Origin of the sequence: Cryobacterium roopkundense, from assembly GCF_014200405.1 — a bacterium.
Taxonomy (GTDB): Bacteria; Actinomycetota; Actinomycetes; order Actinomycetales; family Microbacteriaceae; genus Cryobacterium; species Cryobacterium roopkundense.
The window spans coordinates 2,885,964-2,908,826 of record NZ_JACHBQ010000001.1; the positions used below are offsets into that span (position 1 = coordinate 2,885,964).

20 protein-coding genes are annotated in these 22,863 nt (G+C 66.3%); 9 read left to right on the forward strand and 11 right to left on the reverse strand.

Annotated elements, in window-relative coordinates:
- Positions 1–150: 150 nt before the first annotated feature.
- A complete protein-coding gene (locus tag BJ997_RS13545) occupies positions 151–1,587 on the reverse strand; it encodes an NAD(P)H-quinone dehydrogenase (RefSeq protein WP_035836267.1) in 1,437 nt (478 codons plus the stop codon).
- A 163-nt stretch (positions 1,588–1,750) separates the two neighbouring features.
- Between BJ997_RS13545 and BJ997_RS13550 the strand changes: the two genes are divergently transcribed.
- The gene (locus tag BJ997_RS13550) at positions 1,751–2,584 is read left to right on the forward strand and encodes a purine-nucleoside phosphorylase (RefSeq protein ID WP_035836266.1); all 834 of its coding nucleotides are present in this window, start codon (positions 1,751–1,753) and stop codon (positions 2,582–2,584) included.
- Positions 2,585–3,144: 560 nt separating this feature from the next.
- Positions 3,145–4,821: a phospho-sugar mutase gene (locus tag BJ997_RS13555; RefSeq protein ID WP_035836290.1), complete on the forward strand. Its 1,677-nt coding sequence runs from the start codon at positions 3,145–3,147 to the stop codon at positions 4,819–4,821.
- Between the two features lie 152 nt (positions 4,822–4,973).
- Here the strand turns inward: BJ997_RS13555 and BJ997_RS13560 are convergent, their stop codons facing one another.
- From BJ997_RS13560 to BJ997_RS13570, 3 genes are read right to left on the reverse strand one after another with little or no spacing between them, the layout of a single operon-like run.
- A complete protein-coding gene (locus tag BJ997_RS13560; protein WP_035836265.1) occupies positions 4,974–5,249 on the reverse strand; it encodes a PTS sugar transporter subunit IIB in 276 nt (91 codons plus the stop codon).
- On the reverse strand, positions 5,246–5,692 hold the full coding sequence (locus BJ997_RS13565) for a PTS sugar transporter subunit IIA (RefSeq protein WP_035836264.1): 447 nt from the start codon (positions 5,690–5,692) through the stop codon (positions 5,246–5,248). Before BJ997_RS13565 ends, BJ997_RS13560 begins: the two co-directional genes overlap by 4 nt.
- 30 nt (positions 5,693–5,722) lie before the next feature.
- Positions 5,723–6,817, reverse strand: coding sequence for an adenosine deaminase (locus BJ997_RS13570; protein ID WP_183323807.1), 1,095 nt, complete (start codon positions 6,815–6,817; stop codon positions 5,723–5,725).
- 440 nt (positions 6,818–7,257) lie between these two features.
- Here BJ997_RS13570 and BJ997_RS13575 point away from each other — a divergent pair, with 440 nt between their 5' ends.
- Entirely contained in the window at positions 7,258–8,013 is a 756-nt protein-coding gene (locus tag BJ997_RS13575) for a hypothetical protein (RefSeq protein ID WP_152602204.1), read from the forward strand.
- A gap of 328 nt (positions 8,014–8,341) precedes the next feature.
- Here BJ997_RS13575 and BJ997_RS13580 read toward each other — a convergent pair whose 3' ends face one another.
- The 7 genes from BJ997_RS13580 to BJ997_RS13610 all read right to left on the reverse strand — a co-directional run bounded on the left by BJ997_RS13580 (position 8,342) and on the right by BJ997_RS13610 (position 16,690).
- Entirely contained in the window at positions 8,342–9,646 is a 1,305-nt protein-coding gene (locus tag BJ997_RS13580; RefSeq protein WP_035836927.1) for a thymidine phosphorylase, read from the reverse strand.
- A gap of 2 nt (positions 9,647–9,648) precedes the next feature.
- Positions 9,649–10,065 (reverse strand): cytidine deaminase, encoded by a 417-nt coding sequence (locus tag BJ997_RS13585; RefSeq protein WP_035836928.1) that lies wholly within the window; start codon positions 10,063–10,065, stop codon positions 9,649–9,651.
- Positions 10,062–11,360, reverse strand: coding sequence for an ABC transporter permease (locus BJ997_RS13590; RefSeq protein ID WP_035836929.1), 1,299 nt, complete (start codon positions 11,358–11,360; stop codon positions 10,062–10,064). The genes BJ997_RS13585 and BJ997_RS13590 overlap by 4 nt, the downstream gene beginning before the upstream one ends.
- Entirely contained in the window at positions 11,357–12,628 is a 1,272-nt protein-coding gene (locus BJ997_RS13595; protein WP_035836930.1) for an ABC transporter permease, read from the reverse strand. Before BJ997_RS13595 ends, BJ997_RS13590 begins: the two co-directional genes overlap by 4 nt.
- Entirely contained in the window at positions 12,625–14,166 is a 1,542-nt protein-coding gene (locus BJ997_RS13600; RefSeq protein WP_035836931.1) for an ABC transporter ATP-binding protein, read from the reverse strand. Before BJ997_RS13600 ends, BJ997_RS13595 begins: the two co-directional genes overlap by 4 nt.
- Before the next feature lie 133 nt (positions 14,167–14,299).
- Positions 14,300–15,400 carry a BMP family lipoprotein gene (locus BJ997_RS13605; RefSeq protein ID WP_035836932.1) on the reverse strand — a complete coding sequence of 367 codons (1,101 nt, stop codon included), beginning with the start codon at positions 15,398–15,400 and terminating at the stop codon, positions 14,300–14,302.
- A 168-nt stretch (positions 15,401–15,568) separates the two neighbouring features.
- Positions 15,569–16,690 carry a mannose-1-phosphate guanylyltransferase gene (locus BJ997_RS13610; RefSeq protein WP_035836933.1) on the reverse strand — a complete coding sequence of 374 codons (1,122 nt, stop codon included), beginning with the start codon at positions 16,688–16,690 and terminating at the stop codon, positions 15,569–15,571.
- 89 nt (positions 16,691–16,779) lie between these two features.
- On the opposite strand from BJ997_RS13610, the gene BJ997_RS13615 reads away from it, so the two are divergent.
- From BJ997_RS13615 to BJ997_RS13640, 6 genes are all read left to right on the forward strand, one after another.
- Positions 16,780–17,934 carry a glycosyltransferase family 4 protein gene (locus BJ997_RS13615; protein WP_035836934.1) on the forward strand — a complete coding sequence of 385 codons (1,155 nt, stop codon included), beginning with the start codon at positions 16,780–16,782 and terminating at the stop codon, positions 17,932–17,934.
- Positions 17,935–18,049: 115 nt separating this feature from the next.
- The gene (sdhC, locus tag BJ997_RS13620; protein ID WP_084141241.1) at positions 18,050–18,469 is read left to right on the forward strand and encodes a succinate dehydrogenase, cytochrome b556 subunit; all 420 of its coding nucleotides are present in this window, start codon (positions 18,050–18,052) and stop codon (positions 18,467–18,469) included.
- A 5-nt stretch (positions 18,470–18,474) separates the two neighbouring features.
- Positions 18,475–18,933: a succinate dehydrogenase hydrophobic membrane anchor subunit gene (locus tag BJ997_RS13625; protein WP_084141242.1), complete on the forward strand. Its 459-nt coding sequence runs from the start codon at positions 18,475–18,477 to the stop codon at positions 18,931–18,933.
- Positions 18,934–18,950: 17 nt separating this feature from the next.
- A complete protein-coding gene (gene sdhA, locus BJ997_RS13630) occupies positions 18,951–20,768 on the forward strand; it encodes a succinate dehydrogenase flavoprotein subunit (RefSeq protein ID WP_035836936.1) in 1,818 nt (605 codons plus the stop codon).
- The gene (locus BJ997_RS13635; protein WP_035836937.1) at positions 20,768–21,526 is read left to right on the forward strand and encodes a succinate dehydrogenase iron-sulfur subunit; all 759 of its coding nucleotides are present in this window, start codon (positions 20,768–20,770) and stop codon (positions 21,524–21,526) included. The genes sdhA and BJ997_RS13635 overlap by 1 nt, the downstream gene beginning before the upstream one ends.
- A 269-nt stretch (positions 21,527–21,795) precedes the next feature.
- Positions 21,796–22,857 carry a YihY/virulence factor BrkB family protein gene (locus BJ997_RS13640; protein ID WP_052542293.1) on the forward strand — a complete coding sequence of 354 codons (1,062 nt, stop codon included), beginning with the start codon at positions 21,796–21,798 and terminating at the stop codon, positions 22,855–22,857.
- Positions 22,858–22,863: the final 6 nt, after the last annotated feature.

The window sequence follows — 22,863 nt, forward strand, 5'->3', positions numbered from 1 at the left end:
CGGGTTCCCGGGGGCTAATTCAGGAAATACGGGCCGTCGAGGCCGGCCAGGCCAGGAAACACCCGGTGCCCGACGTCATCCGCCGTCGATCTCCTGAAAGCGCCACACGGGCAACGGATGTCGCGGGGCGGGAACGGGGCAGGAACAGCCCTACAGCACCACGTGCATGGCGCGGGCGGCGTCCGTGATGGAGTGCGTGAGCGAAGGGTAGACCGGGAACGCGCGCGCCACCTCGTCGACCGTGAGGCGGTGCTCCACGGCGAGGGCGAGCGGGAAGATCAGCTCACTGGCCTTCGGGGCCACGATCACCCCGCCGATCACCGTGCCGCTGCCGGTGCGGGCGATGAGCTTTACGAAGCCGTCCTTGATGCCCATCATCTTGGCGCGCGGGTTCGAGGAGAGCGGCAGCTTGTACACGTCGCCCTGAGCGAGGCCGTCTTCGATCTGCTTCTGGGTCCAACCCACAGTGGCGATTTCGGGCTGGGTGAAGATGTTCGCGGCAACATTGCGAATCTCGATCGGATTCACGGTGTCGCCCATGGCGTGGAACACGGCCGTGCGCCCCATCATCGACGCCACGGATGCCAGCGGCAACTCGGTCGTGCAGTCGCCGGCCGCGTAAATGTTGGGGATGGACGTGCGCGCGACGCGGTTCACCTGGATGTGCCCGGAGTCGGTCAGCTGCACGCCGGCCGCCTCGAGCCCGATGTCCTTGGTGTTCGGCACAGACCCGACGGCGATCAGGCAGTGGCTGCCTTTCACCTCGCGGCCGTCTTCGAGAGTTGCGAGTACGCCGTTTTCGGTTCGCACGACGGATGCCGCGCGCGACTTGGACATGACGACCATGCCGTTGCGCTTGAACACGTTCTCAATCACATTCGCGGCGTCGGCGTCCTCGCCGGGGAGCACCTGATCCCGGCTCGAAATCAACGTGACCTTGGCGCCGAGTGCACGGTAGGCGCTCGCAAATTCAGCCCCGGTGACGCCGGACCCCACCACGATGAGATGCTCGGGAACGGCTTTGAGGTTGTACAGCTGCGTCCAGGTGAGGATGTGCTCACCGTCGGGCATGGCCGACGAGAGAATGCGGGGGCTCGCCCCCACTGAAACGACGATGGTGTCGGCGTCGATGCGGTCGAAATCCGTCGCCGAGGCGTCGCCGGACGTTGCGACAATCACGCCGGTGGTGCCATCGAGGCGGCCGTGCCCCTGCACGAACTTGACGCCGGCGCGAATGAGCGTGGCCTTCATGTCTTCGGACTGCTGGCGCGCGAGGGCGAGCAATCGCTTGTTCACGGCGGCCAGGTTGATGGCCACCTCTGGCCGTAGCGGCTTGCCGGTCTCGCCGCGCACAAAGAACTGCACGCCCAAGTCGGTAGCCTCGCCGATCGAGTTCGATGCCTCGGCCGTGGCGATGAGGGATTTCGACGGCACGACATCCGTGATAACGGCAGATCCACCCACGCCGACGCTTTCGACCAGAGTCACCTCGGCACCCTGCTGGGCACCCGCGAGAGCCGCTTCGTATCCGCCAGGCCCTCCGCCGAGTACAACGATGCTCTGCTTGCGTTCGAACTCATAGGCCATGTCCCCCATTCTCTCAAGTCCCGTGCCCCCCGCCAAACCGTTCTGCGGCCACCCCTCTCCCGAATTCGACGGAGATTCCGCGTGAAAGCGGGCCCCGATGCGCCGAACCGTCGGGTTTGCCCCGGAATCTCCGTCGAATTCGTGAGTGAATTAGAGTGGGGGAATGCTCAAGACCGACACAAACCTGTTAGACGCGCCAGAAACCGACCCGTTCGAGGTCGCACGCACCGCCGCGCAGCAGATTGCCGACATCACCGGAGTGGCCCGCCACGACATCGCGCTCACCCTCGGAAGCGGCTGGGGCAAGGCCGCCGACCTGATCGGCGAGACCACTCACACCATCCCGGCTCAGCAGATCGAGGGCTTCAGCGCGCCGGCCCTCGCCGGGCACGTCGGCACCCTCCGCTCGGTCTTGCTGCCGAGCGGCAAGCGCGCGCTGATCATCGGCGCTCGCACCCACTACTACGAAGGCCATGGTGTGCGCCGCGTCGTGCACAGTGTGCGCACCGCCGCAGCCACCGGCGCGACGACCATGATCCTCACCAACGGTGCCGGCGGCATCCGCGAGACCTGGACCCCCGGCACGCCGGTACTGATCAGCGACCACATCAACCTCACCGCGGATTCGCCGCTCGAGGGTGCGACGTTCATCGACCTGACCGACCTGTATTCGACGTGCCTTCGCGACCTCGCGCGGTCGATCGTCCCGACGCTCGACGAGGGCGTGTACTGCCAGTTCCGCGGGCCGCACTACGAGACCCCCGCCGAGGTGCAGATGGCCAAGGCGATCGGTGGTCACATCGTGGGCATGTCGACCGCCCTCGAGGCCATCGCCGCCCGCCAGGCCGGCATGGAAATTCTTGGGCTCTCCCTCATCACCAACCTCGCCGCCGGAATCCAGAAGACCCCGCTGAGCCATGGCGAAGTCATCGAGGCCGGCCAGCACGCCGAGCCCGTGATCAGCGCGCTCCTCGCCCGAATCGTGGCCGCGCTGTGAGCCTGAACGACGCCGAGACGGGCGACGTGACGCCCGCCCGCGTGAGCGGCCGCCACTCGGCGCGCGCCGACGACGCCGAAGCGGATGCCGCGGCCCCCGCCGCGCAGGCCTCCCCCGCCGCCGAGCCGGTCGCGTCCGAGCCCACAGCGGATGCCGCGGACACTCCCGCCGCCGCCCCTCGGCCGAACCCTTGGCTGCCGCTCGGCACCCCCACAGCAGCACCCGACGCCGGCCTCACCCGCGACGCCGCGGCCGCCGCGCAGCTCGACACCGACACCGCCGTGCTCACCGTGCAGCCCGAAGACGAGGGAACGCCCACCCTGGTGATCAGCACGGTGACCGTGCCGGCGAACGACGCGCATCCGCTCGATCGGTCCAGCGAGGCGCTGACCAACGCCCGCGTCGTCGACGCGCCGACCACGGCGATGGACACCCTTGGCGAGACTGCGGCTCCGGCCGCGGCGACCCCGTTCGCTGACGCCGCCTCCGCGGCTGCCACCGCCCTTCTCGCCGCCGCCACGAGCGCGGTCAACTCCGACACCGTCGACCCCACCGTCGCCTTGCTTGAGACGGCGCGCGCCTGGCTGCGTCAGGATCCAGACGCGGAGACCCAGGCCCAGCTGCGCGGCCTCATCAACGGCGCCTCCGACGGCAACGCGCAAGCGCTTGCATCCCTGCACGACCGTTTCGACACCCGCCTCGAATTCGGCACGGCCGGCCTACGCGGCGAAATCTCCGCCGGCTCCAACCGGATGAACCGCGTGCTCGTGTCGCAGGCCGCGGCCGGTCTGGCCGCCTACCTGCTTGAGCACGCCGCATCCGGTACTGCGCCCTCCGTCGTGATCGGCTACGACGGGCGCAAGAACTCCCAGGTCTTCGCCACCGACACGGCGGCCATCATGTCGGGCGCCGGCGTTCGGACGGTGCTCCTGCCGCGCCTGCTGCCAACCCCCGTGCTCGCGTTCGCCGTGCGCCACCTCGACGCGAGCGCCGGCGTCATGGTGACGGCCTCGCACAATCCGCCCAACGACAACGGCTACAAGGTGTACCTCGGCGGGGAGAATGAGGGCGCGCAGATCGTGTCGCCCGACGACAAGTTCATCGCCGCTGCCATTCTCGCAGTGGCCGCCGACAAGCTCGTTCCCGAGCTGCCGCGGGCAGCCTACGAGACGGCCGAGGAAGACGTGGTGCGCGCCTACGTCGACGCCACCGCAAGCCTCGCGCACCCGCCGCGCGCCCAGGTGAACACCGTCTACACGGCCTTGCACGGCGTGGGGTGGGACACCACCCGCCGCGTGCTTGAGCAGGCCGGCTTCGACCTGCCTACCCTTGTGGACGCGCAGATCGCCCCCGACGCCGCGTTCCCCACCGTCTCGTTCCCGAACCCCGAGGAACCCGGCGCGATGGACCTGTCGTACGAAATCGCGCGCGAGGTGTCGGCCGAGCTGATCATCGCTAACGATCCCGACGCTGACCGCCTCGCCGTGGCTATCCCGGACGCCGCTGAGGAGAGCGGCTACCGCCGTCTCAGCGGCAACGAGGTCGGCATGATCCTCGGCTGGCGCGCGGCCACCCAGGCCGCCCGCGCCGCCGGCGACGAGCCCCTCACCGGAACGCTCGCGTGCTCGATCGTGTCCTCGCCGGCACTGCGCGCTGTAGCGGATGCCTACGGTCTCGACTTCGCAGACACCCTCACCGGATTCAAGTGGGTGTCGCGGGCACCCGGCCTGATCTTCGGCTACGAAGAAGCCCTGGGCTACCTCGTGAACCCGGGCACGGTGCGCGACAAGGACGGCATCTCCGCCGCCGTGGCGCTGCTCTCCCTCGTGAGCGACCTGAAGGCGGAGGGGCTCACCCTGGGCGACTACCTCGACCAGTTCAGCGAGAAGTTCGGCCACTTCGCGTCGGGTCAGATCTCGATTCGTGTGAGCGACCTGTCCACGATCGCCCTTGTGATGACGCGACTGCGCCAGACGCCGCCGGAACTGATCGGACGCATCCGCGTGGACCAGATCGACGACTTTCGCTGGGGACTGGGTGGCCTGCCCCCGAGCGACGTGCTGCGCATCCGTCTCACCGACGGGTCACGCGTCATGGTGCGCCCGAGCGGCACCGAGCCCAAGCTCAAGGTGTACATCGACACGCACAGTTCTGCGGGCACGATCGAGGAACGCAAGGTGGCCGCGACGGCCGCTCTCGCCGAACTCGATGAGGGAATGCGCGCGCTGATCGCGTAGCGCCAACCGCCGGTCGAGGCGCGAGGCACGAGGCACGAGCGATCGAGACCTCGCGAGACTTTTTTCACAGTGCAAGCCGCGTCCGCGGGCCGGCCCGCCGGGTCTCGATCGCTCCTCCGTCGCGCCTCGACCAGCCGATGGGGGGGGGAGGGCTACGAGCCGAGGGCCCCTTCTAGTTTGGCCGTGAGTTCGTCCACGTCGAAGTAGTTCAGGATCACGATCACGTCAGCGTTGGTCTTTCCGATCGCGCCCACCAGCTCCGAGGACGTGAGGATGACTTGGGCGTCGGCGGCCTCGGCGCGCACGCCAGCGACATCCGTCGCCACGACCTGCGCGTCGATGTCGAGTCGTTCGAGGGCACGCTCGGCGTTCACCTTGAGAATGGCCGAGGTGCCCACTCCCACGCCGCACATCACAACGATCTTCATGAGCTCTGGCCGAACAGCGCACGCACGAATTCGGCATCCGTTGCCCCGGCCAGAGCCGGAATGACGGTGGCTTCGTTGAACACGTTGGCGAGGGCGGCCACGGACCGTAGGTGCTCGTCCCTGTCCGACACGGCGAGGCCCACGATGACGCTGACCGGGTCGTTGTTCGGGTGGCCGAAGTTCACCGGCTCGGCGAGCGTCACGACACTCAGGCCGTCGGCGAGCACATCGGGCCCGGGCCGGGCGTGCGCGAGGGCGAGCCCCGGCGCGATCACGATGTAGGCTCCGAACTCGTCGATGACGCTGACCATGCGTTCCGTGTACTCCACCGTCGTTGCCCCTGATCGCTCAAGGGCCGTCCCCGCCGCCCTGACCGCGGCTCGCCAATCACCCACCCGAGCACCGATCGTGATGGCGTCGAGGGGGAGTGGCGGCAGTGACATGGGGTCTTTCATGAGGCGCGGTAGCTGGAATCAGGCGTCGGCGAAGCCAGCGATGATGGCGTTCGTGAGCTCTTCGCGGTCTTCGAGCGGCAGGAAAGCGGCGGACGCGGCGTTGAGCTGGAACACCTCGAGGTCGTCGAGGTCGTAACCGAACGCGTCACTCAGCAGCGCGAGCTCCTGGCTCAGGGTCGTGTCGCTCATCAGGCGGTTGTCGGTGTTCACCGTCACCTTGAAGCCGAGCTGGTACAGCAAATCGAAGGGGTGATCGAGCAGGTCCTCACCCCACGCCGCGATGGCGCCGGTCTGCAGGTTCGACGACGGGCTGACCTCGAGGGTCACCTCGCGGTCGCGCACCCACTGGGCAACCGGGCCGAGGGTCACGAAGGTGTTGTCGTCGTCCTGACGCTCAATCGTCACGTCTTCGGCGAGGCGCACACCGTGGCCGAGGCGCAGTGCGCGCCCGTCGAACAGTGCGCTGCGGATGCTGTCCAGCCCGTCGGCCTCGCCGGCGTGCACAGTCGTGGGCATGAACTCTCGGGCGAGGAGATCGAAGGCCGCCTGGTGGTTACTCGCGGGAAAACCCGCTTCGGCTCCGGCGATGTCGAATCCGACGACGCCGTCGAAGCGGTACTTCACGGCCAGCTCGGCGATCTCGAGGCTGCGGTCGGCGTGACGCATCGCGGTGATGAGCTGGCCGGTACGGATGGTCTTGCCCTGCGACTCGACGTGCTCGATGCCGGCCTCAAGGCCGTCCTGCACGGCTTCGACGGCCTCGTCGAGGGTGAGGCCGCGCGCGAGGTGCTGCTCGGGAGCCCAGCGCACCTCTCCGTAGATCACGCCGTCGGCGGCGAGGTCTTCCACGTACTCCTTCGCCACGCGAAAGAGACCGTCGCGGGTCTGCATCACGGCGCACGTCACGTCGAAGGTCTTCAGATACTCCACGAGGGAGCCGGCGCTCGACTGGTCGACGAACCACTCACGCAGCACGTCAGCATCCGTTGAGGGCAGGTCGAGCCCGATGGCTTCAGCCAACTCGATGATGGTCTGTGGGCGCAGTCCACCGTCGAGGTGGTCGTGCAGCGAGATCTTGGGCAGGGCGTTGATGCTCACGCCGCCGCCGGACATCAGGAATTCCTCTGGAGTCGTATTCACGCCTTAATCCTAACCGGCGGTCGGCCCGAACCCTCCATGTTCTCTGAACACGCGCTGCACGTCTGTTCGAATCCCCCGGGCTGCCCCTCGCGCCCTGAGCATAACTCCTGCAAATCAGGGCGGCCTGGCTGAACTGCCGCGAGATTCCGGGGCTGAATTGTGGTTGGCCCAGAATTTGCAGGAGTTATGCCTCGGGGACGGTCGGGGGCTACGCCACATACGGCCTGTGGATAACGTTCCGGTGGCGACAAACGGTGCCACGCTCGGGCTATGCATAAGAGGGCTCAACTCCCACCCGGCCTCGACCAAGGGCCTTTCACCGTGGCTCAGGCCCTGGCGGCCGGCCTCTTAGACAAGCGCACGCGATCGAGTGACCTCGAGCATCCGTTTTGGGGCGTCTGCGTCGCGGAAGCGTGGATAACGCACTGGATCGCTGCAGGGCCTTTCAACAGCGGATGCCCGCGGGCGCCTTCTTCAGCCACACGACGGCCGCCATCCTCTTCGGCATGCCCCTGCCCTCGAGCCTCGAAACCGACCAGCGGATTCACGTTTCGGTCCTGGCCCCCGATCATGCGCTGAGGGCGCGGGGTGTCGTGGGCCACACAGCGGAGATTCGTCCGGGTCTGCGGGAGCTTTCGGGGCTACCCGTGCTCGAGCCAATCACGACGTGGTGCCAACTTGCGTCACTGCTGGAACGGGATGACCTCGTGGCGGCGGGAGACCACCTGCTGCGGGACGAACTCGCGCTTGCTACTGCCGCCGACATCGCCGCCGCGGTCGCACTCCACAGTGGGAAGCGTGGATCTCGTCTACTCCGGGAGGCCGGTGCGCTGATTCGACCCCGGGTGGAGTCTCGGCGCGAGACGCGCCTGCGTCTGTTTCTGCTGGAGTGCGGGTTCCCCGAACCCGAAACCAACATGTACATCCCGTTGCCCCGGGGGAAAGCCCGGGCCCGCGGGGATCTGGTCTACTTTCGCTACAGGGTGCTCGTGGAATACGACGGGGAACAGCACCGCACCGACGACGCGCAATTCAACCGGGACGCTGAGCGCCTGCATGATCTTCGCGCGGCCGACTGGCTCGTCATCACTGTGCGCAAGGGATCATCGAAGGAATGGGTGCGCGCAGCCGTCTCGGAGGCCCTGCTGTCGCGAGGCTGGCGCCCGTAGCTGCACCCGGGAGGCCCGGTCTGAAGGACGGGTGGCCCCGCGGCCGCAAATCCCCGGTCCCGGGCCCGGGCCCGGGACAACTTGCCTGCGCGTGGTCATGCCGCCATGGGGCAGAAGATGGCAAGTCACCGCGCGACAGGACGGAATCCGTCCCATGCCAGCCCCACAGGCCACGCGACTTGCCAAGAACCACCCCTTGAATTGTGGCCAAGGGGCGGAAGATGTCGTGTCGCGAAATCCATGGGGCGGAAGTTGGCAAGTCACCACGCGAGATCACGCAATGCGCCCCATGAGGCGTGGCCAGGGGGTCACGAACGCAGGGGCGGGGTCAGCGGGTGATGCGCTCCGCGATGAGGGGGCCGCCGTCGAGCACGGGCTCGCCAGGGTCGCCGATGCGCCACGCCCCGGACACCGCCTCGAGGGCGCGCGCGAAGCGCTCTGGCTCGTCGGCGCTGAGCGTGAAGAGCGGCTGGCCGGCGCGCACCACGTCGCCGGGTTTGGCGTGCAGGTCGATTCCCACGGCGTGCTGCACGGGGTCCTGTTTGCGGGCGCGGCCGGCGCCGAGGCGCCAGGCACCAATCCCGAAGGGCAGCGCCTGCTGCTCCACGAGCACGCCGTCGCGGTCGGCGAGTACCACGTGGGTCTCGCGCGCCACCGGCAGCGCGGCATCCGGGTCGCCGCCCTGGGCGCGAATCACGTCGCGCCATTTGTCCATGGCCCTGCCGTCTTTCAGGGCAGCGCCCACGTCGACGCCGGTGATTCCGGCGAGCGACAGCATCTGCTCGGCGAGGGCGACAGTCAGCTCCACGACGTCGGACGGGCCGCCGCCGGCGAGCACCTCCACCGATTCGCGAACCTCGTTGGCGTTGCCGATCGCGAACCCGAGCGGCACATTCATGTTCGTGAGCAAAGCGGATGTCGCCACTCCGGCGTCTTCGCCGAGCTCGACCATGGTGCGCGCGAGTTCGCGGGAACGCTCAATGTCCTTGAGGAACGCGCCGGAGCCGAACTTCACGTCGAGCACCAGGGCCTTCGTGCCCTCCGCGATCTTCTTACTCATGATCGAGGACGCGATCAGCGGGATCGCCTCGACCGTTCCGGTGATGTCGCGCAGGGCGTAGAGCTTGCCGTCGGCGGGGGCGAGTCCGCTGCCGGCCGCGCACACGACGCCGCCGTGGTCGCGCAGCTGGGCGAACATCTCCTCGTTGCTCAGGTTGGCGCGCCAGCCCGGGATGGACTCGAGTTTGTCGAGGGTGCCACCGGTGTGGCCGAGGCCGCGGCCGGAGAGCTGCGGCACCGCGGCGCCGAAAACCGCCACGAGGGGCATCAGCGGCAGGGTGATCTTGTCGCCGACTCCCCCCGTGGAGTGCTTGTCGGTGGTCGGCTTGCCGAGGCTCTCGAAGCTCATCCGCTCACCGCTGTTGAGCATCGCCATGGTGAGCGCGCGGATCTCGCCCCGGCTCATGCCGTTGAGGAAGATCGCCATGGTCATGGCGGCCATCTGCTCGTCGCCCACATAGCCGCGCGTATAGGCATCGATGAGCCAGCCGATTTGGGCTGTGCTCAGCTCGCCCTTGTCGCGCTTGGCGTGGATGAGGTCGACGGCGTCGAAGGCTTCGAGGGTGGTGCTCATTGTTACTCTCCTGGCTGTACGGAATTGCGATAGTCGGCGAGCTGGCGGGGCCCGAAAGCATCCGGCAGCACCTCATCGATCGTGCGGGTGCCCGAGACGGTCTCGAGCAGCATGCCCTCGGCGGAATGTTCGTTGAGCAGCTGGCGGCAGCGCCCGCACGGCATCAGCGTGTTGCCGTTGCCGTCGACGCAGGTGAAGGCCACCAGGCGCCCCCCGCCGGTCATGTGCAGGCTGGACACCAGGGCGCACTCGGCGCACAGCGTGAGGCCGTAGGAGGCGTTCTCCACGTTGCATCCGCTGATCACGCGCCCGTCGTCGACCAGGGCAGCGGCGCCCACCGGAAACTTCGAGTAGGGCACATACGCGTGGCCCATGGCCTCGACGGCCGCCGCGCGCAGGGCCGCCCAGTCCACGGTCATGACTTGATGTACGGCTTGCCGGAGGCGGCCGGGCCCCGCGACTTGCCTACCAGGCCGGCCACGGCGAAGATCGTCACGAGGTACGGCAGCATGAGCATGAACTCGCTGGGCACCGGCGAACCGATGATGCTCAGCACGCTCTGCAGGTTGCTCGCGAAGCCGAACAGCAGTGCGGCGAGTGTGGCTCGAATCGGGTCCCAGCGGCCGAAGATCACGGCTGCGAGGGCGATGAACCCGGCACCGGCTGTCATCTCCTTGCCGAAGGCACCCACCGAGCCGAGCGTGAAGTACGCGCCGCCGAGGCCCACGATCGCGCCGGCGAGCGACACGTTCAGAAAACGCGTGCGGGCCACGTTGATACCCACGGTGTCTGCGGCCTGCGGATGCTCACCCACGGCCCGCAGACGCAGGCCCCACTTGGTGTGGAAAATGGCGAAATACACCACGAATACGGCGATGTACATGAGGTAGACGATGAGCGTCTGGCGGAAGAGCACCGGACCGATGATCGGGATCTCGCTCAGAAACGGGATGTTGATGCGCTCGAATTTGGGCGGCTGGTTGAGCAGCGCTGCGTTGGGCGCGAGCAGCTGCGAGTAGAGGAAGCCAGTGAACCCGATCACGAGCACGTTGAGCACGACACCGACGATGACCTGGTCGACGAAGTACTTGATGGCGAACGCGGCGAGCACGAAGGACACGAGCATGCCCGCCACCATGGCAGCGAGCAGACCGAGGATCGGCTGCTGGGTGACCGAAGCAACAAGGGCGGAGGTGAAGGCCCCCGCGAGCAGCTGCCCTTCGATGGCGATATTCACCACGCCGACGCGCTCGGAGATAACGCCGCCGAGGGCGCCGAAGATCAGCGGAACGGCGAGGCTGATCGACCCGAACAGCAGGCCGGGGATGGGGATGGTGGCTCCGGCGGATGCCCACACCAGAAAACCGAGCAGCGCGAGGAAGGCGAAGAGGCTGACCAACCAGATCGAGACCTTGCGGTGCTGGTACACCAGCCAGGTTGCCAACAGGGTGATGGCCAGAATCAGCACCGTGATGACCACACCGGTGGCCCGCGCCGGAAGTTCAACATCGGGCAACTGGATGAGGTCCGAGGCGGTAGAGAGCCTCATGGTGCTCACTCCGTCGCGGCCAATCACCACGAGCAGGATGAAGCTCAGCAGGGTGAAGACGCCGAGGGCGATCGGAGCCTTCCAGCTACGGATCAGTCCGGTGGCGGGACCGGTGGGCGGCTCGTGAGGCTGGGTGGGGTTATTGACGGGTGCGATGGAGCTCATTTGGCCGCCACCTCCTGGGATACGTTCAGGCGAAGTCTGCGCGACGGGGCGCCCGGCGTCGGAAGGCGGAAGATGGCACGCACGAGCGGCGGGGCCGCGATGAACAGCACGATGAGGGCCTGCACGACCACGATGATGTCGACGGGCACCCCCTCGGCTGCCTGCATGGAAAAGCTGCCTGCCTTGAAGGCGCCGAACAGGATTCCGGCGGCGAACACCCCCCAGGGCCTGGAGCGTCCGAGCAGGGCCACCGTGATGGCGTCGAAGCCGATGCTCGAATCGACAGTGGCACCGAAGCCGCTCGTTGTGGTGCCGAGCACCTGGTTGATGCCGGCGAGACCCACGAGACCGCCAGAGATGAGCATGGCGTACACGTAGACGCGCTGCACCCCGATTCCGGCGACGCGCGCCGCGTTCGGGTTCTCGCCCACGGCGCGAAACTGGAACCCGAGGTTGGAGCGAGACAGCAGCCACCAGACGAAGATGGTCGCCGCGATCACGAGCACGAACCCGAGGTGCAGGTTGTAGTTCGGGCCGAGCAGGTCGGGGAGGATGGCCGTGTCCTTGGTCGCGGGGCTCTTGGGGTTGTTGGAGCCGGGAGTCTTCAGAAAGCCGTCGCGCAGCCAGTAGCTCACGAGGTAGAAGGCCACGTAGTTGAGCATGATCGTGGTGATCACCTCGTGCGCACCGGTGCGAGCCTTCAGCAGGCCCACGATTCCGCCCCAAATGGCGCCGCCGAGGATACCGGCGACGAGCGCCGCAACCAGGTGAATGCCATAGGGCAGGTCGACAGCGAACGCGACCCAGCCGCCGAGAGCGGCCGCGATGAGCATCTGGCCGCGGCCGCCGATGTTGAACATGCCCACCCGGAAGCCGAGCGCCACACCGAGGCCGGCCGCGATCAGCGGCGTCGCGAAGGTGAGGGTTTCGGTGAGTGGCTTGATACCGTCAGCGAAGGTGTCCCGTCGGAAGTTGTAGATCGAGCCTTGGAAGAGAGCGGAATAGGCCCCGGACACGGCCTGCCAGATGGCGGAGAGCATGTCGGCGGGGCGCGAGAAGAAGTAGCCCGCAGACTCCTGCACATCGGCGTTCGTGAACGCGATCATGATGGCACCCACGAACAGGGCCATGACGACGGCCAACACGGAGATGATGGCGCTGCCGGTGGTGATCTCACGGAAGACTGCGTGCCAGCGCCCGGGTTCCTCTGGTGCGGGCTTGGAGGCGGCTGTCTTGGGGGTGGTCACGGGGACCTGACTGTCGCTCATGCGGCAGCTCCTTCGGTACTGTTTGGAGCGGTGCTGGTGGGTGCGGGTTCGCCGGCCATCATCAGGCCCAGAACGGAACGGGGGGTATCCCCGGGCACGATGCCTACGATGCGCCCTCGGTACATCACCATGATGCGGTCCGCCAGGGCCGCGACCTCGTCGAGTTCGGTGGAGATCACGATCACCGGCGTGCCGGCGTCGCGGGTGGCGACGATGCGCTCGTGCACGAATTCGATCGAGCCCACGTCGAGCCCGCGGGTGGGTTGCGCTGCCACGAACAGCCGCAGGTCACGGCTGAGCTCGCGGGCGAGCACGACCTTCTGCTGGTTACCGCCGGAGAGGCGGCCCACCGGTGTGTCGATGCCCTGCGAGCGAACATCGAACTCTTTCACCTTCTCCTCGGCGAAGGTCTTCAGGTAGTCGAGCTGCAGGTTGAAACGCTTGACGAACGGTTCTTTGTCGGACCGGTCGAGCATGAGGTTCTCGGCAATGCTGAAAGCGCCCACGAGGCCGTCTTCGTTGCGGTCTTCAGGCACGAAACCCACCCCGGCGTTGAGCACCTTGCGCACTGAGTGCCCGCGCAGCGACTTTCCGTCGAGGGTGATCTCACCAACCACTCGCGGCTGCAGGCCCAGCAGGGCTTCGGTGAGCTCGGTCTGGCCGTTGCCCTGCACGCCGGCGATCGCCAGGATCTCGCCGGAGGCAACGGAGAAGCTCACATTGTCCACCACGATCTGGCCACGCGGGTCGATCACGGTGAGGTCGGTCACGACGAGGGCTGGGGTGCCGGGCATCGCCGGGGCCTTGTCCACGGTGAGGTCGACCGCGCGGCCCACCATGAGAGTGGCCAGCTCTTCGTTGCTCGCCGTGGGGCTTGCTTCTCCGACGACCTTTCCCAGGCGGATGACCGTGATGCGGTCGGCGACCTCGCGCACCTCGCGCAGTTTGTGCGTGATGAAGACGATGGAGGTTCCGGCTGCCTTGAGCTGGCGCATGATCACCATAAGCTCGTCGGTTTCCTGCGGGGTGAGCACCGCTGTCGGCTCGTCGAACACGAGGACCTTCGCGTCGCGAGAGAGCGCCTTGATGATTTCTACGCGCTGCTGCACCCCCACCGGGAGGTCTTCCACGAGCGCGTCAGGGTCGATGTCGAAGCCAAAACGCTCGGAGATCTCGCGCACGCGCTTGCGTGCCGCTGTGAGGTCGAGCCGTCCGCCGGACTTGGTTTCCTCGTTTCCGAGCATCACGTTCTCGGCCACCGTGAATACCGGGATGAGCATGAAGTGCTGGTGCACCATTCCGATTCCGGCATTCATCGCGTCGCCGGGCCCGGCGAAGTGCACGGCCACATCGTCGAGCAGAATTTCACCCTCCTCGGCCCGGTACAGGCCGTAGAGAACATTCATGAGCGTGGACTTGCCGGCGCCATTCTCGCCCAGGAGCGCGTGGATCTCGCCGGGTTCGATCACGAGGTTGATGGTGTCGTTGGCAATCAACGCACCGAAGCGTTTGGTGATACCGCGAAGTTCGAGCTTCATGTTTCCCAATTCTATTGAGCGGTTATGGAGAACCAGTCAGGTGGAGCGAACAAAAGCAGGGAGGCCAGCGCAAGCTGGCCTCCCCGGTTTCGCATCGATGCGGTGCTGCGTTACTGCGGGTGTTGCGAAAAAGCTACTTCGGGGTGGAGTCCGACGTCACAACGATGTCGCCGCTGATGATGGAGGCCTTGAGCGCGTCGATCTCGGTCATCAGGGCCGGGTCGACCTTGGATTCGAAGTCGTGCAGCGGAGCGAGGAGCACTCCCTCGTTCTCGAGCGTGCCCACGTAGGCCTCGGCGGAGAAGTCTCCGCCGGCGGCGTCCACGATGATCTGCTTGGTGGCATCCGTCATCTGCTTCATCACCGAGGTGAGGTACAGGGCATCGAACTCGGGCGTGGTCTCGAACAGGTCGCTGTCGACACCGATGATGGCGACGTCCTTGCCGGAGTCAGTGATGGCCTGTGCGGTGCCCTGGAAGAGCGGTCCGGCGACCGGAAGGATGATGTCGGCGCCTTGGTCGATCAGGCCCTGACTCAGGGTCTTACCCGCGGCGATGTCGTCGAAGCTGCCGGCGAAGCTGCCGGTCTGTGCTGCCTTGTCCCAGCCGAGCACCGTGACGGTCGTGCCCTTGTCTTCGTTGTACTTGGCAACGCCATCGGCGAAGCCGTCCATGAAGATGGTGACGGAGGGGAACTGCAGTCCGCCGTAGGTGCCGACGACGCCGGTCTTTGTGGTGCCGGCAGCGAGGTACCCAGCGAGGTAGGCGGCCTGGGCGGTGTCGTAGAGCACCGGCTTCACGTTGTCGAGGGCCAACGGGCTGAAGTCGTCGTTGCTGAGGGCGGAGTCGATGATGGCGAACTCGACCTCGGGGTTCGCCTGGGCGGCGTCGCGCGTGGCGTTGGCCAGGGCGAAGCCGACGGTGAGGATGAAGTTGCAGCCCTGGTCGACCATGCTGCTCACGTTGCCGGCGTACTGGTCTTCGGTGGTGGACTCGGCCTGCTTGAACTCGACGCCGAGTTCGTCGGCGGCGGCGCTGATGCCGTCATAGCTCGACTGGTTGAACGACTTGTCGTCGAACCCGCCGAAGTCGGAGACGATGCAGGGCAGGAAGTCGGAGGCCGCGGCGTCGCCGGACGTGGAATCGGTAGGGGCAGGCGCACACGCGGCGAGAAGGGCAACTACGCCGAACATGGCAAGACCGCCAAGCGCGGCCTTACGGGTCTTGATTGTCAAAAGGACCTCCAGGGTGCTGCCCTGCGAGGTTCGCCCGGGCTGTGGAAATCAACGTTACAGAATGTTGCGCCGCTCAGATGAGCAAAGTGGCGCGCGGAGCGAAAGGTTATCAACCCGCTACATTCCGGAAACAATTTTGCTCATATGAGCACGATTTGGGGGAAAAAGTTACAGCACGTCGCTTGAGCCGGAGAGCTTGAGCGCGTCGACGACGGCCTTCACCTTTTGCGCGTTCGCGCTCGTGGTCACGAGGAGCGCGTCGGGAGTGTCGATCACCACGATGTCTTCCACGCCGATGAGCGCGATCATGCGCCCGGTGTGGCTCACCACGATCCCGCTCGACGAGTCGGCGAGCACCCGCGCACCCTCACCGAGGATGGCGAGGTTGGCCTTGCGACCGCCCGAATGCAGCTTGGCAATGGATGCGAAGTCGCCCACGTCGTCCCACTCGAACTGTCCGGGAATCACCACGAGCTTGCCTGCCGCGGCGGCTGGCTCGGCCACCGAGTAGTCGATCGCGATCTTCTTGAGCGCGGGCCAGACCTTGTCGACCACGGCGCCGCGGCGGGGGGTGTCCCAGGCCTCGGCGAGCTCGAGCAGGCCGGCGAGCAGCGCCGGCTCGCTCGCCCCGATCTCCTCGAGCAGGCGGTCGGCGCGCGCGATGAACATGCCCGCGTTCCAGAGGTAGGTCCCCTCCGCGAGGTAGCGCTCGGCGACCTCGGGGTCGGGCTTCTCCACGAACGAATCGACCGACAGGGCGCTCTCGGCGCCGGGGATGTCCAGGGGGCCGTCGCTCTTGATGTACCCGAAGCCGATGGACGCCTCGGTGGGACGGATGCCGATGGTCACGATGTAGCCGGCATCCGCCGCGACGACGGCCTCGTGCACCGCCGAGCGGAACAGCGACTCGCCCGTGATCACGTGGTCGGCGGGGAAGGAGCCGATGATCACCCCGGGATGGCGGCGCTCGAGGATAGCGGCGGCCAGGCCGATGGCCGCGGTGGAGTCGCGCGGCTCGCTTTCGAGCACCACGTTGGGGTCGCGCAGTTCCGGCAGCTGCTTCTCCACGGCGGCGCGGTGCGCGCGCCCGGTGACCACCATGATGCGCTGGTCACCGTTGAGCGGCGCGAGGCGATCCCAGGTGTCCCGCAGCAGCGTCTGGCCGGAGCCGGTGAGGTCGTGCAGAAACTTGGGCGCATCCGCTCTGGACAAGGGCCAGAGCCTGGAGCCGATCCCGCCGGCCGGGATCACACTGTAGAAGCGGTCGAGGGCGTCGGGGAGCTGAGGCATGCGCCCAGACTATCGCCAGCCCGCACGCGCACCCCACGGGTTCACCCGTCATTCACCGGGGGGCCACGCCGCACGCTTACTCTCGCCTCATGCGGGTCGCACTCATCAGCGAAAGTTTTCTTCCCACCATCAGCGGAGTCACCACGAGCGTGTGCAAGGTGCTTGAGCACCTCGCCGAGAACGGTCACGACGCAATCGTGATCGCCCCCTCCGGCGCCCCACGCGAATACGCCGGCTTTCCCGTGCACACGGTGCCGGCCATCGCCTACCGGCAGTTCCCGGTTGGCCTGCCCAGCCCGCACGTGCAAAGGATCCTCGCGGACTTCCGCCCGGACGTGGTTCACGCGGCGAGCCCGTTCCTGCTCGGCGCGCAAGGCATCGCGGCCGCCAATCGCCTCGGCGTGCCGTCGGTCGCCATCTTTCAAACGGATGTCGCCGGTTACGCCGCGCGCAACCACCTCGGCCAGGCCACGGCGCTGGCCTGGCGATACGTGAAATGGGTGCACGAGGGGGCCACTCGCACCCTCGTGCCCTCGTCCGCCTCGATGAACGACCTGATGAGCCGGCGAGTGCCGAACCTCGCCCTGTGGACCAGGGGAGTCGACCTCGTTGGCTTTCACCCGAATCGCCGGAATTCCTCCGCCGTTCGCGCGCTTCGCGAAAAACTTGCCCCCAATAATGAGGTCGTCGTGGGCTATGTCGGACGCATGGCCCCGGAGAAACAGGTAGAGCGGTTTCGAGCATTGCGCGGGACTGCCGGCATAAGCCTGGCCCTGGTGGGCGACGGTCCGTCCGAGCCGCAGATCGCGCGGGCTCTGGCCGGCATGCCGGTGACCTGGCTCGGCAGACTGGCCGGTGACGAACTCGCCGCCGCCTATGCCAGCTTCGACATATTCGTTCACGCCGGCACCGAGGAAACCTTCGGCCAAACCCTGCAGGAAGCGCACGCATCCGGTCTACCAGTGGTCGCACCGGCCGCGGGCGGACCGATCGACCTCGTGGTGCACGGCACAAACGGCTTCCTGTTCACGCCGGATTCCGAACCTGACCTGAGGCGCTGTGTCGAGACCCTGGTACGCGATTCCGGCCTGCGGCATCGCATGGGAGAGGCCGGCCGACGCGCCGTGCTCGGACGTTCGTGGCACAGCGTCTGCGCAAGCCTTCTCGAGCACTACGAAGAGGTCATCGATGAGCGCGCGGCGGTCTACGCGACGACCGCCATTCCTTTGTCTTTACAACGATAGCTCGCCCTGTCCGGCATCTGCCGAGGCGCGCACGTGGCTAGAATGGTGGATGGGCTCATTGAGCCGGAACGGTCTCGTTTGAGGCGTAAAACTATTCAGCCAGGGAGGGTTGTTCATGCCTAATCAGTCGGCAGGAACCCTGACAGCTCAGCAGAAGACGACATCGCGTCGCCCCGCCGGCACTTTGTACCGGGGCAACGAAGGAATGTGGTCGTGGGTTTTGCACCGGATTACCGGTGTTGCGATCTTCTTCTTCTTGCTGGTTCACATTCTCGACACGGCATTGGTCCGCGTGAGTCCGGAAGCCTACAACGCGGTGATCGCGCAGTACCAGACGCCCATCATGGGGCTCGGTGAAGTCGCGCTCGTAGGAGCCATCGTGTTCCACGCGTTCAACGGGCTCCGGATCATCCTGATCGACTTCTGGAACGCCAAGTACCAGAAGGTCATGTTCTACGTGGTGATCGGACTGTGGGTCATCACCATGCTCGCTTTCGTTCCGCGCCACCTCATCAACGTGTTCAGCGAACACTAGGGGGAATGACCATGACAACGACAATCGACGCTCCTCGCAGCCCCTACTCGCGCACCACGAAGAAGCGTGGCGTGAACTGGGAAAAATGGGGCTGGATCTACATGCGCGTCTCCGGCGTGCTGCTGGTCGTGCTGATCTTCGGGCACCTCTTCGTGAATCTGATGATCGGTGAAGGGGTCAACGCCTTGAACTTCGCCTTCGTCGCCGGCAAACTCGCCAATCCGTTCTGGCAGTGGTGGGACGTCTCCATGCTCTGGCTCGCACTGATTCACGGCGGCAACGGTATGCGCACCCTCGTCAACGACTACGCCAGCACCCGCACCAGTCGCGGAATCCTGAAATCCGCCATTCTGGCCGCCGTCGTGATCCTGATCGTGCTCGGCACGCTCGTGGTTTTCACGTTCGACGCGTGCCCGGCCGGCTCCCCTGCCGACCTCCTGCCTTCATTCTGCTCGGCCCTTTAGGAGCTGCACACTTACTAATGACAAACCCCGCATCCTCCACAGCACCCACGGAGTCAACCGTCAAAGACGGTGTGCACTACCACCAGTTCGACATCGTGATCGTGGGAGCGGGTGGGGCCGGCATGCGTGCCGCCATCGAAGCCGGCCCGCACGCCAGCACGGCTGTCATCTCCAAGCTCTACCCCACGCGCTCGCACACCGGAGCGGCGCAGGGCGGCATGGCCGCAGCCCTGGCCAACGTGGAGGAAGACAACTGGGAGTGGCACACCTTCGACACGATCAAGGGTGGCGACTACCTGGTTGACCAGGATGCCGCCGAGATCCTCGCGAAGGAAGCCATCGACGCGGTCATCGACCTCGAGAACATGGGCCTGCCCTTCAACCGCACGCCGGAAGGCAAGATCGACCAGCGTCGCTTCGGCGGCCACACCCGCGACCACGGCAAGAGTCCCGTTCGCCGAGCGTGCTACGCGGCCGACCGCACCGGCCACATGATCCTGCAGACGCTCTATCAAAACTGTGTCAAGCGCGGCATCAACTTCTTCAACGAGTACTACGTGCTCGATCTCGTGATGACGAACGTCGACGGAGTCGACCAGCCGTCGGCCGTCGTCGCACTCGATCTCTCGAGCGGTGAGCTGCACGTCTTCCAGGGCAAGGCCTTCATCTTCGCCACCGGTGGTTTCGGCAAGATCTACAAGACCACGTCGAACGCCCATACCCTCACGGGCGACGGCGTGGGCATCGTCTGGCGCAAGGGACTCCCCCTCGAAGACATGGAGTTCTTCCAGTTCCACCCGACCGGCCTCGCCGGCCTGGGCATCCTGCTCACCGAGGGCGCACGCGGCGAGGGAGCAATCCTCCGCAACGCCTCAGGTGAACGCTTCATGGAGCGTTACGCCCCCACCATCAAGGACCTCGCCCCGCGCGACATCATCTCGCGCTGCATGCTCAAGGAGGTCGCGGAGGGTCGCGGCGCCGGTCCCGAAAAGGACTACCTCTACCTGGACTGCACCCACCTCGGCAAGGAGGTGCTGGAGACCAAGCTCCCCGACATCACCGAGTTCGCCCGCACCTACCTCGGCGTCGACCCCGTCACCGAGCCGGTTCCCGTGATGCCCACAGCTCACTACGCGATGGGTGGCATCCCCACCAACGTGAAGGGTGAGGTCTGGCGCAACAACGAGGAGGTCGTTCCCGGCCTGTACGCCGCCGGCGAATGCGCCTGCGTGTCCGTGCACGGGTCCAACCGTCTCGGCACCAACTCCCTGCTGGACATCAACGTCTTCGGCAAGCGGTCCGGAAACAACGCCGTGGAGTACGTGAAGACAGCGTCGTTCGTTCCTCTGCCCGATGACCCGGCCAAGGAGGTGCGCGAACTGCTCGAAGGCATCCGCTCCTCCACCGGCACCGAGCGCATCGCCGTTCTGCGCAAGATCTTGCAGGAGGAGATGGACAAGAAGGCCCAGGTCTTCCGCACCGACGAGTCCCTCGCCGAGGTCACCGAGACCATTCACCTGCTGCGCCAGCGCTACAAGAACATCGGCGTGCAGGACAAGGGTCGTCGTTTCAACACCGACCTGCTCGAAGCCGTGGAGCTGGGCTTCCTGCTCGACCTCGCCGAGGTCGTCGTGTACTCGGCCCGCAACCGCCAGGAAAGCCGTGGCGGCCACCAGCGCGAAGACTTCCCAACTCGCGACGACGAGAAGTACCTCAAGCACACCATGGCGTACCTCACCGGTGACCCGATGTCAGCGGATGCCGCCGACCACATTGCACTCGACTGGAAACCGGTCGTCATCACCCGCTACCAGCCGATGGAGAGGAAGTACTAATGAGCACCTCAACGATTGACAAGCCGGCTGTACCCGAGACGATTCCGTCGTTCACCGTCACCTTCAACATCCGTCGGTTCAACCCCGAGGTCGACGAAGAGCCGCACTGGCAGGACTTCGACGTGGAGATGTACCCCACCGACCGCGTTCTCGACGCCCTGCACAAAATCAAGTGGGAGCAGGACGGCTCGTTGAGCTTCCGCCGCTCCTGCGCGCACGGCATCTGCGGTTCGGATGCCATGCGCATCAACGGCCGCAACCGCCTCGCGTGCAAAACCCTGATCAAGGACCTCGACATCACCAAGCCGGTGTACGTCGAGGCGATCAAGGGGCTGCCCCTCGAGAAGGACCTCATCGTGGACATGGAGCCGTTCTTCGACTCCTTCAAGGAAGTTCAGCCATTCCTCGTGGCGCAGAACGCCCCGAAAGACGGCAAGGAGCGCATCCAGACCGTCGCGCAGCGCGCTCGCTTCGACGACACGACGAAATGTATCCTCTGCGCCGCCTGCACGTCCAGCTGCCCGGTGTTCTGGACAGACGGCCAGTACTTCGGCCCGGCCGCCATCGTGAACGCGCACCGTTTCATCTTCGACTCGCGTGACGACAACGCCGCCGTGCGCCTGGATATCCTCAACGACCAGGAGGGCGTGTGGCGCTGCCGCACGACCTTCAACTGCACCGAGGCTTGCCCGCGTGGCATCCAGGTGACGCAGGCGATCTCCGAGGTCAAGCAGGCCATCATGCGGGGCAAGGCCTAACCGCATCCGCTGAACGAAACCGGTTGTCCCGCTAGGCGGGGCAGCCGGTTTCTGCGTTGTGCGGCCAGAAAAGCCGATGGCGCCGGTTCGGGTGCGGCGCCATCGGCTGTTCGAATCGATCGAACACGCTCGCGTTCGCCGATACGGCATGCTTGCAGACCTGTTACGGGCGCCGCAAGACTGGACAGCACGCTCGCCCCATAGTGGGGGCACGGCGCCAGACGGCCCGGTCACCGCGTCTTTCGTCGCCCCGTGTATAGGCTGGTCGGGTGAAGTCGCTCATCGGAATCGTGACAGCCCTCCGCCCCGTGCGTGTGTTCACGCACTTCACCGATCGCAGCGGTCCGATCATGGCCGGTGGCATGTCGTATCAGGCCATCTTCGCGGTGTTCGCGGCCGTGTGGGTGGGCTTCTCGCTCGCCGGCATCTTTCTGGTGAACTCCCCCGAGCTCACCACCCAGCTCTACGCCACCATCAACCAGTCCGTGCCGGGGTTGATCGGTCCGGAGGGGGTGATCGACCCGAAGGAGCTCTCCACCTCGGGCACCCTCGAGTGGGTCGGCGCCATCGCCCTCGCCGGGCTGCTGCTCACGGCCGTCGGCTGGCTCTCCACCACGGCACTGGCCGTGCGCCGCATCTTCGGAATGCCCAAGCAGACCACGTTCTTCCTCATCGTGAAGGTGCGCGAGCTCGGCCTCGGGCTGCTCTTCGGCCTCGCCCTCGTGTTGTCGGCCGTGGTCTCGCTCGCGAGCACGACCGCGCTCGACGCCATCTTCGGCTTCGCCGGTATCAGCCAGGACTCGTTCTGGTACCAGGCCACGGCCCGCGGAATCGGGCTGGCCCTCGTATTGCTGATCGATACCGTGACCCTGGCAGCCCTCTACAGGGTGCTGTCCAGGGTTCGTATTCCGTTCCGACGGCTCGTGACCGGCGCCCTGCTCGGCGGCATCGCGCTCGGCGTGATGAAGATCCTCGGTGGCGCCCTGCTCGGCGGTGCCACCAAGAACCCGCTGCTCGCCACGTTCGCGGTGATAATCGGGCTGCTCATCTGGTTCAACCTCGTGAGCACCGTCATCCTGGTTGCGGCCTCCTGGATCGCCGTCGGAATGCACGACGCCGGCATCCCGCCCATCTCGCTCAGCGCCGACCAGGTCGCGGCGGAGAAGACCCGGGTCGAGGCCGAGGAACAGCGCGCGCAGGCCGAGGCCCAACTCGCATCCGCTCGAGAGGCCTACCTCGCCACCCCCTGGTTTCTGCGCTGGCGGGCCGGCCGCCGGGTGCGGGCCGCCGCGAAGGCCGTCAAGAACCTGGCAGCGGTGGCCCCTCGGTAGAATTGG

Excerpts from the sequence above, each read along its gene's own strand:
- BJ997_RS13545 (WP_035836267.1), bottom strand. The coding sequence starts at position 1,587 with ATGGCCTATGAGTTCGAACGCAAGCAGAGCATCGTTGTACTCGGCGGA.
- BJ997_RS13550 (WP_035836266.1), top strand. The coding sequence starts at position 1,751 with ATGCTCAAGACCGACACAAACCTGTTAGACGCGCCAGAAACCGACCCG.
- BJ997_RS13560 (WP_035836265.1), bottom strand. The coding sequence starts at position 5,249 with ATGAAGATCGTTGTGATGTGCGGCGTGGGAGTGGGCACCTCGGCCATT.
- BJ997_RS13565 (WP_035836264.1), bottom strand. The coding sequence starts at position 5,692 with ATGTCACTGCCGCCACTCCCCCTCGACGCCATCACGATCGGTGCTCGG.
- BJ997_RS13570 (WP_183323807.1), bottom strand. The coding sequence starts at position 6,817 with ATGTCCGGCGGCGGCGTGAGCATCAACGCCCTGCCCAAGATCTCGCTG.
- BJ997_RS13580 (WP_035836927.1), bottom strand. The coding sequence starts at position 9,646 with ATGAGCACCACCCTCGAAGCCTTCGACGCCGTCGACCTCATCCACGCC.
- BJ997_RS13585 (WP_035836928.1), bottom strand. The coding sequence starts at position 10,065 with ATGACCGTGGACTGGGCGGCCCTGCGCGCGGCGGCCGTCGAGGCCATG.
- BJ997_RS13590 (WP_035836929.1), bottom strand. The coding sequence starts at position 11,360 with ATGAGCTCCATCGCACCCGTCAATAACCCCACCCAGCCTCACGAGCCG.
- BJ997_RS13595 (WP_035836930.1), bottom strand. The coding sequence starts at position 12,628 with ATGAGCGACAGTCAGGTCCCCGTGACCACCCCCAAGACAGCCGCCTCC.
- BJ997_RS13600 (WP_035836931.1), bottom strand. The coding sequence starts at position 14,166 with ATGAAGCTCGAACTTCGCGGTATCACCAAACGCTTCGGTGCGTTGATT.
- BJ997_RS13610 (WP_035836933.1), bottom strand. The coding sequence starts at position 16,690 with ATGCCTCAGCTCCCCGACGCCCTCGACCGCTTCTACAGTGTGATCCCG.
- BJ997_RS13615 (WP_035836934.1), top strand. The coding sequence starts at position 16,780 with ATGCGGGTCGCACTCATCAGCGAAAGTTTTCTTCCCACCATCAGCGGA.
- sdhC (WP_084141241.1), top strand. The coding sequence starts at position 18,050 with ATGCCTAATCAGTCGGCAGGAACCCTGACAGCTCAGCAGAAGACGACA.
- BJ997_RS13625 (WP_084141242.1), top strand. The coding sequence starts at position 18,475 with ATGACCATGACAACGACAATCGACGCTCCTCGCAGCCCCTACTCGCGC.
- sdhA (WP_035836936.1), top strand. The coding sequence starts at position 18,951 with ATGACAAACCCCGCATCCTCCACAGCACCCACGGAGTCAACCGTCAAA.
- BJ997_RS13635 (WP_035836937.1), top strand. The coding sequence starts at position 20,768 with ATGAGCACCTCAACGATTGACAAGCCGGCTGTACCCGAGACGATTCCG.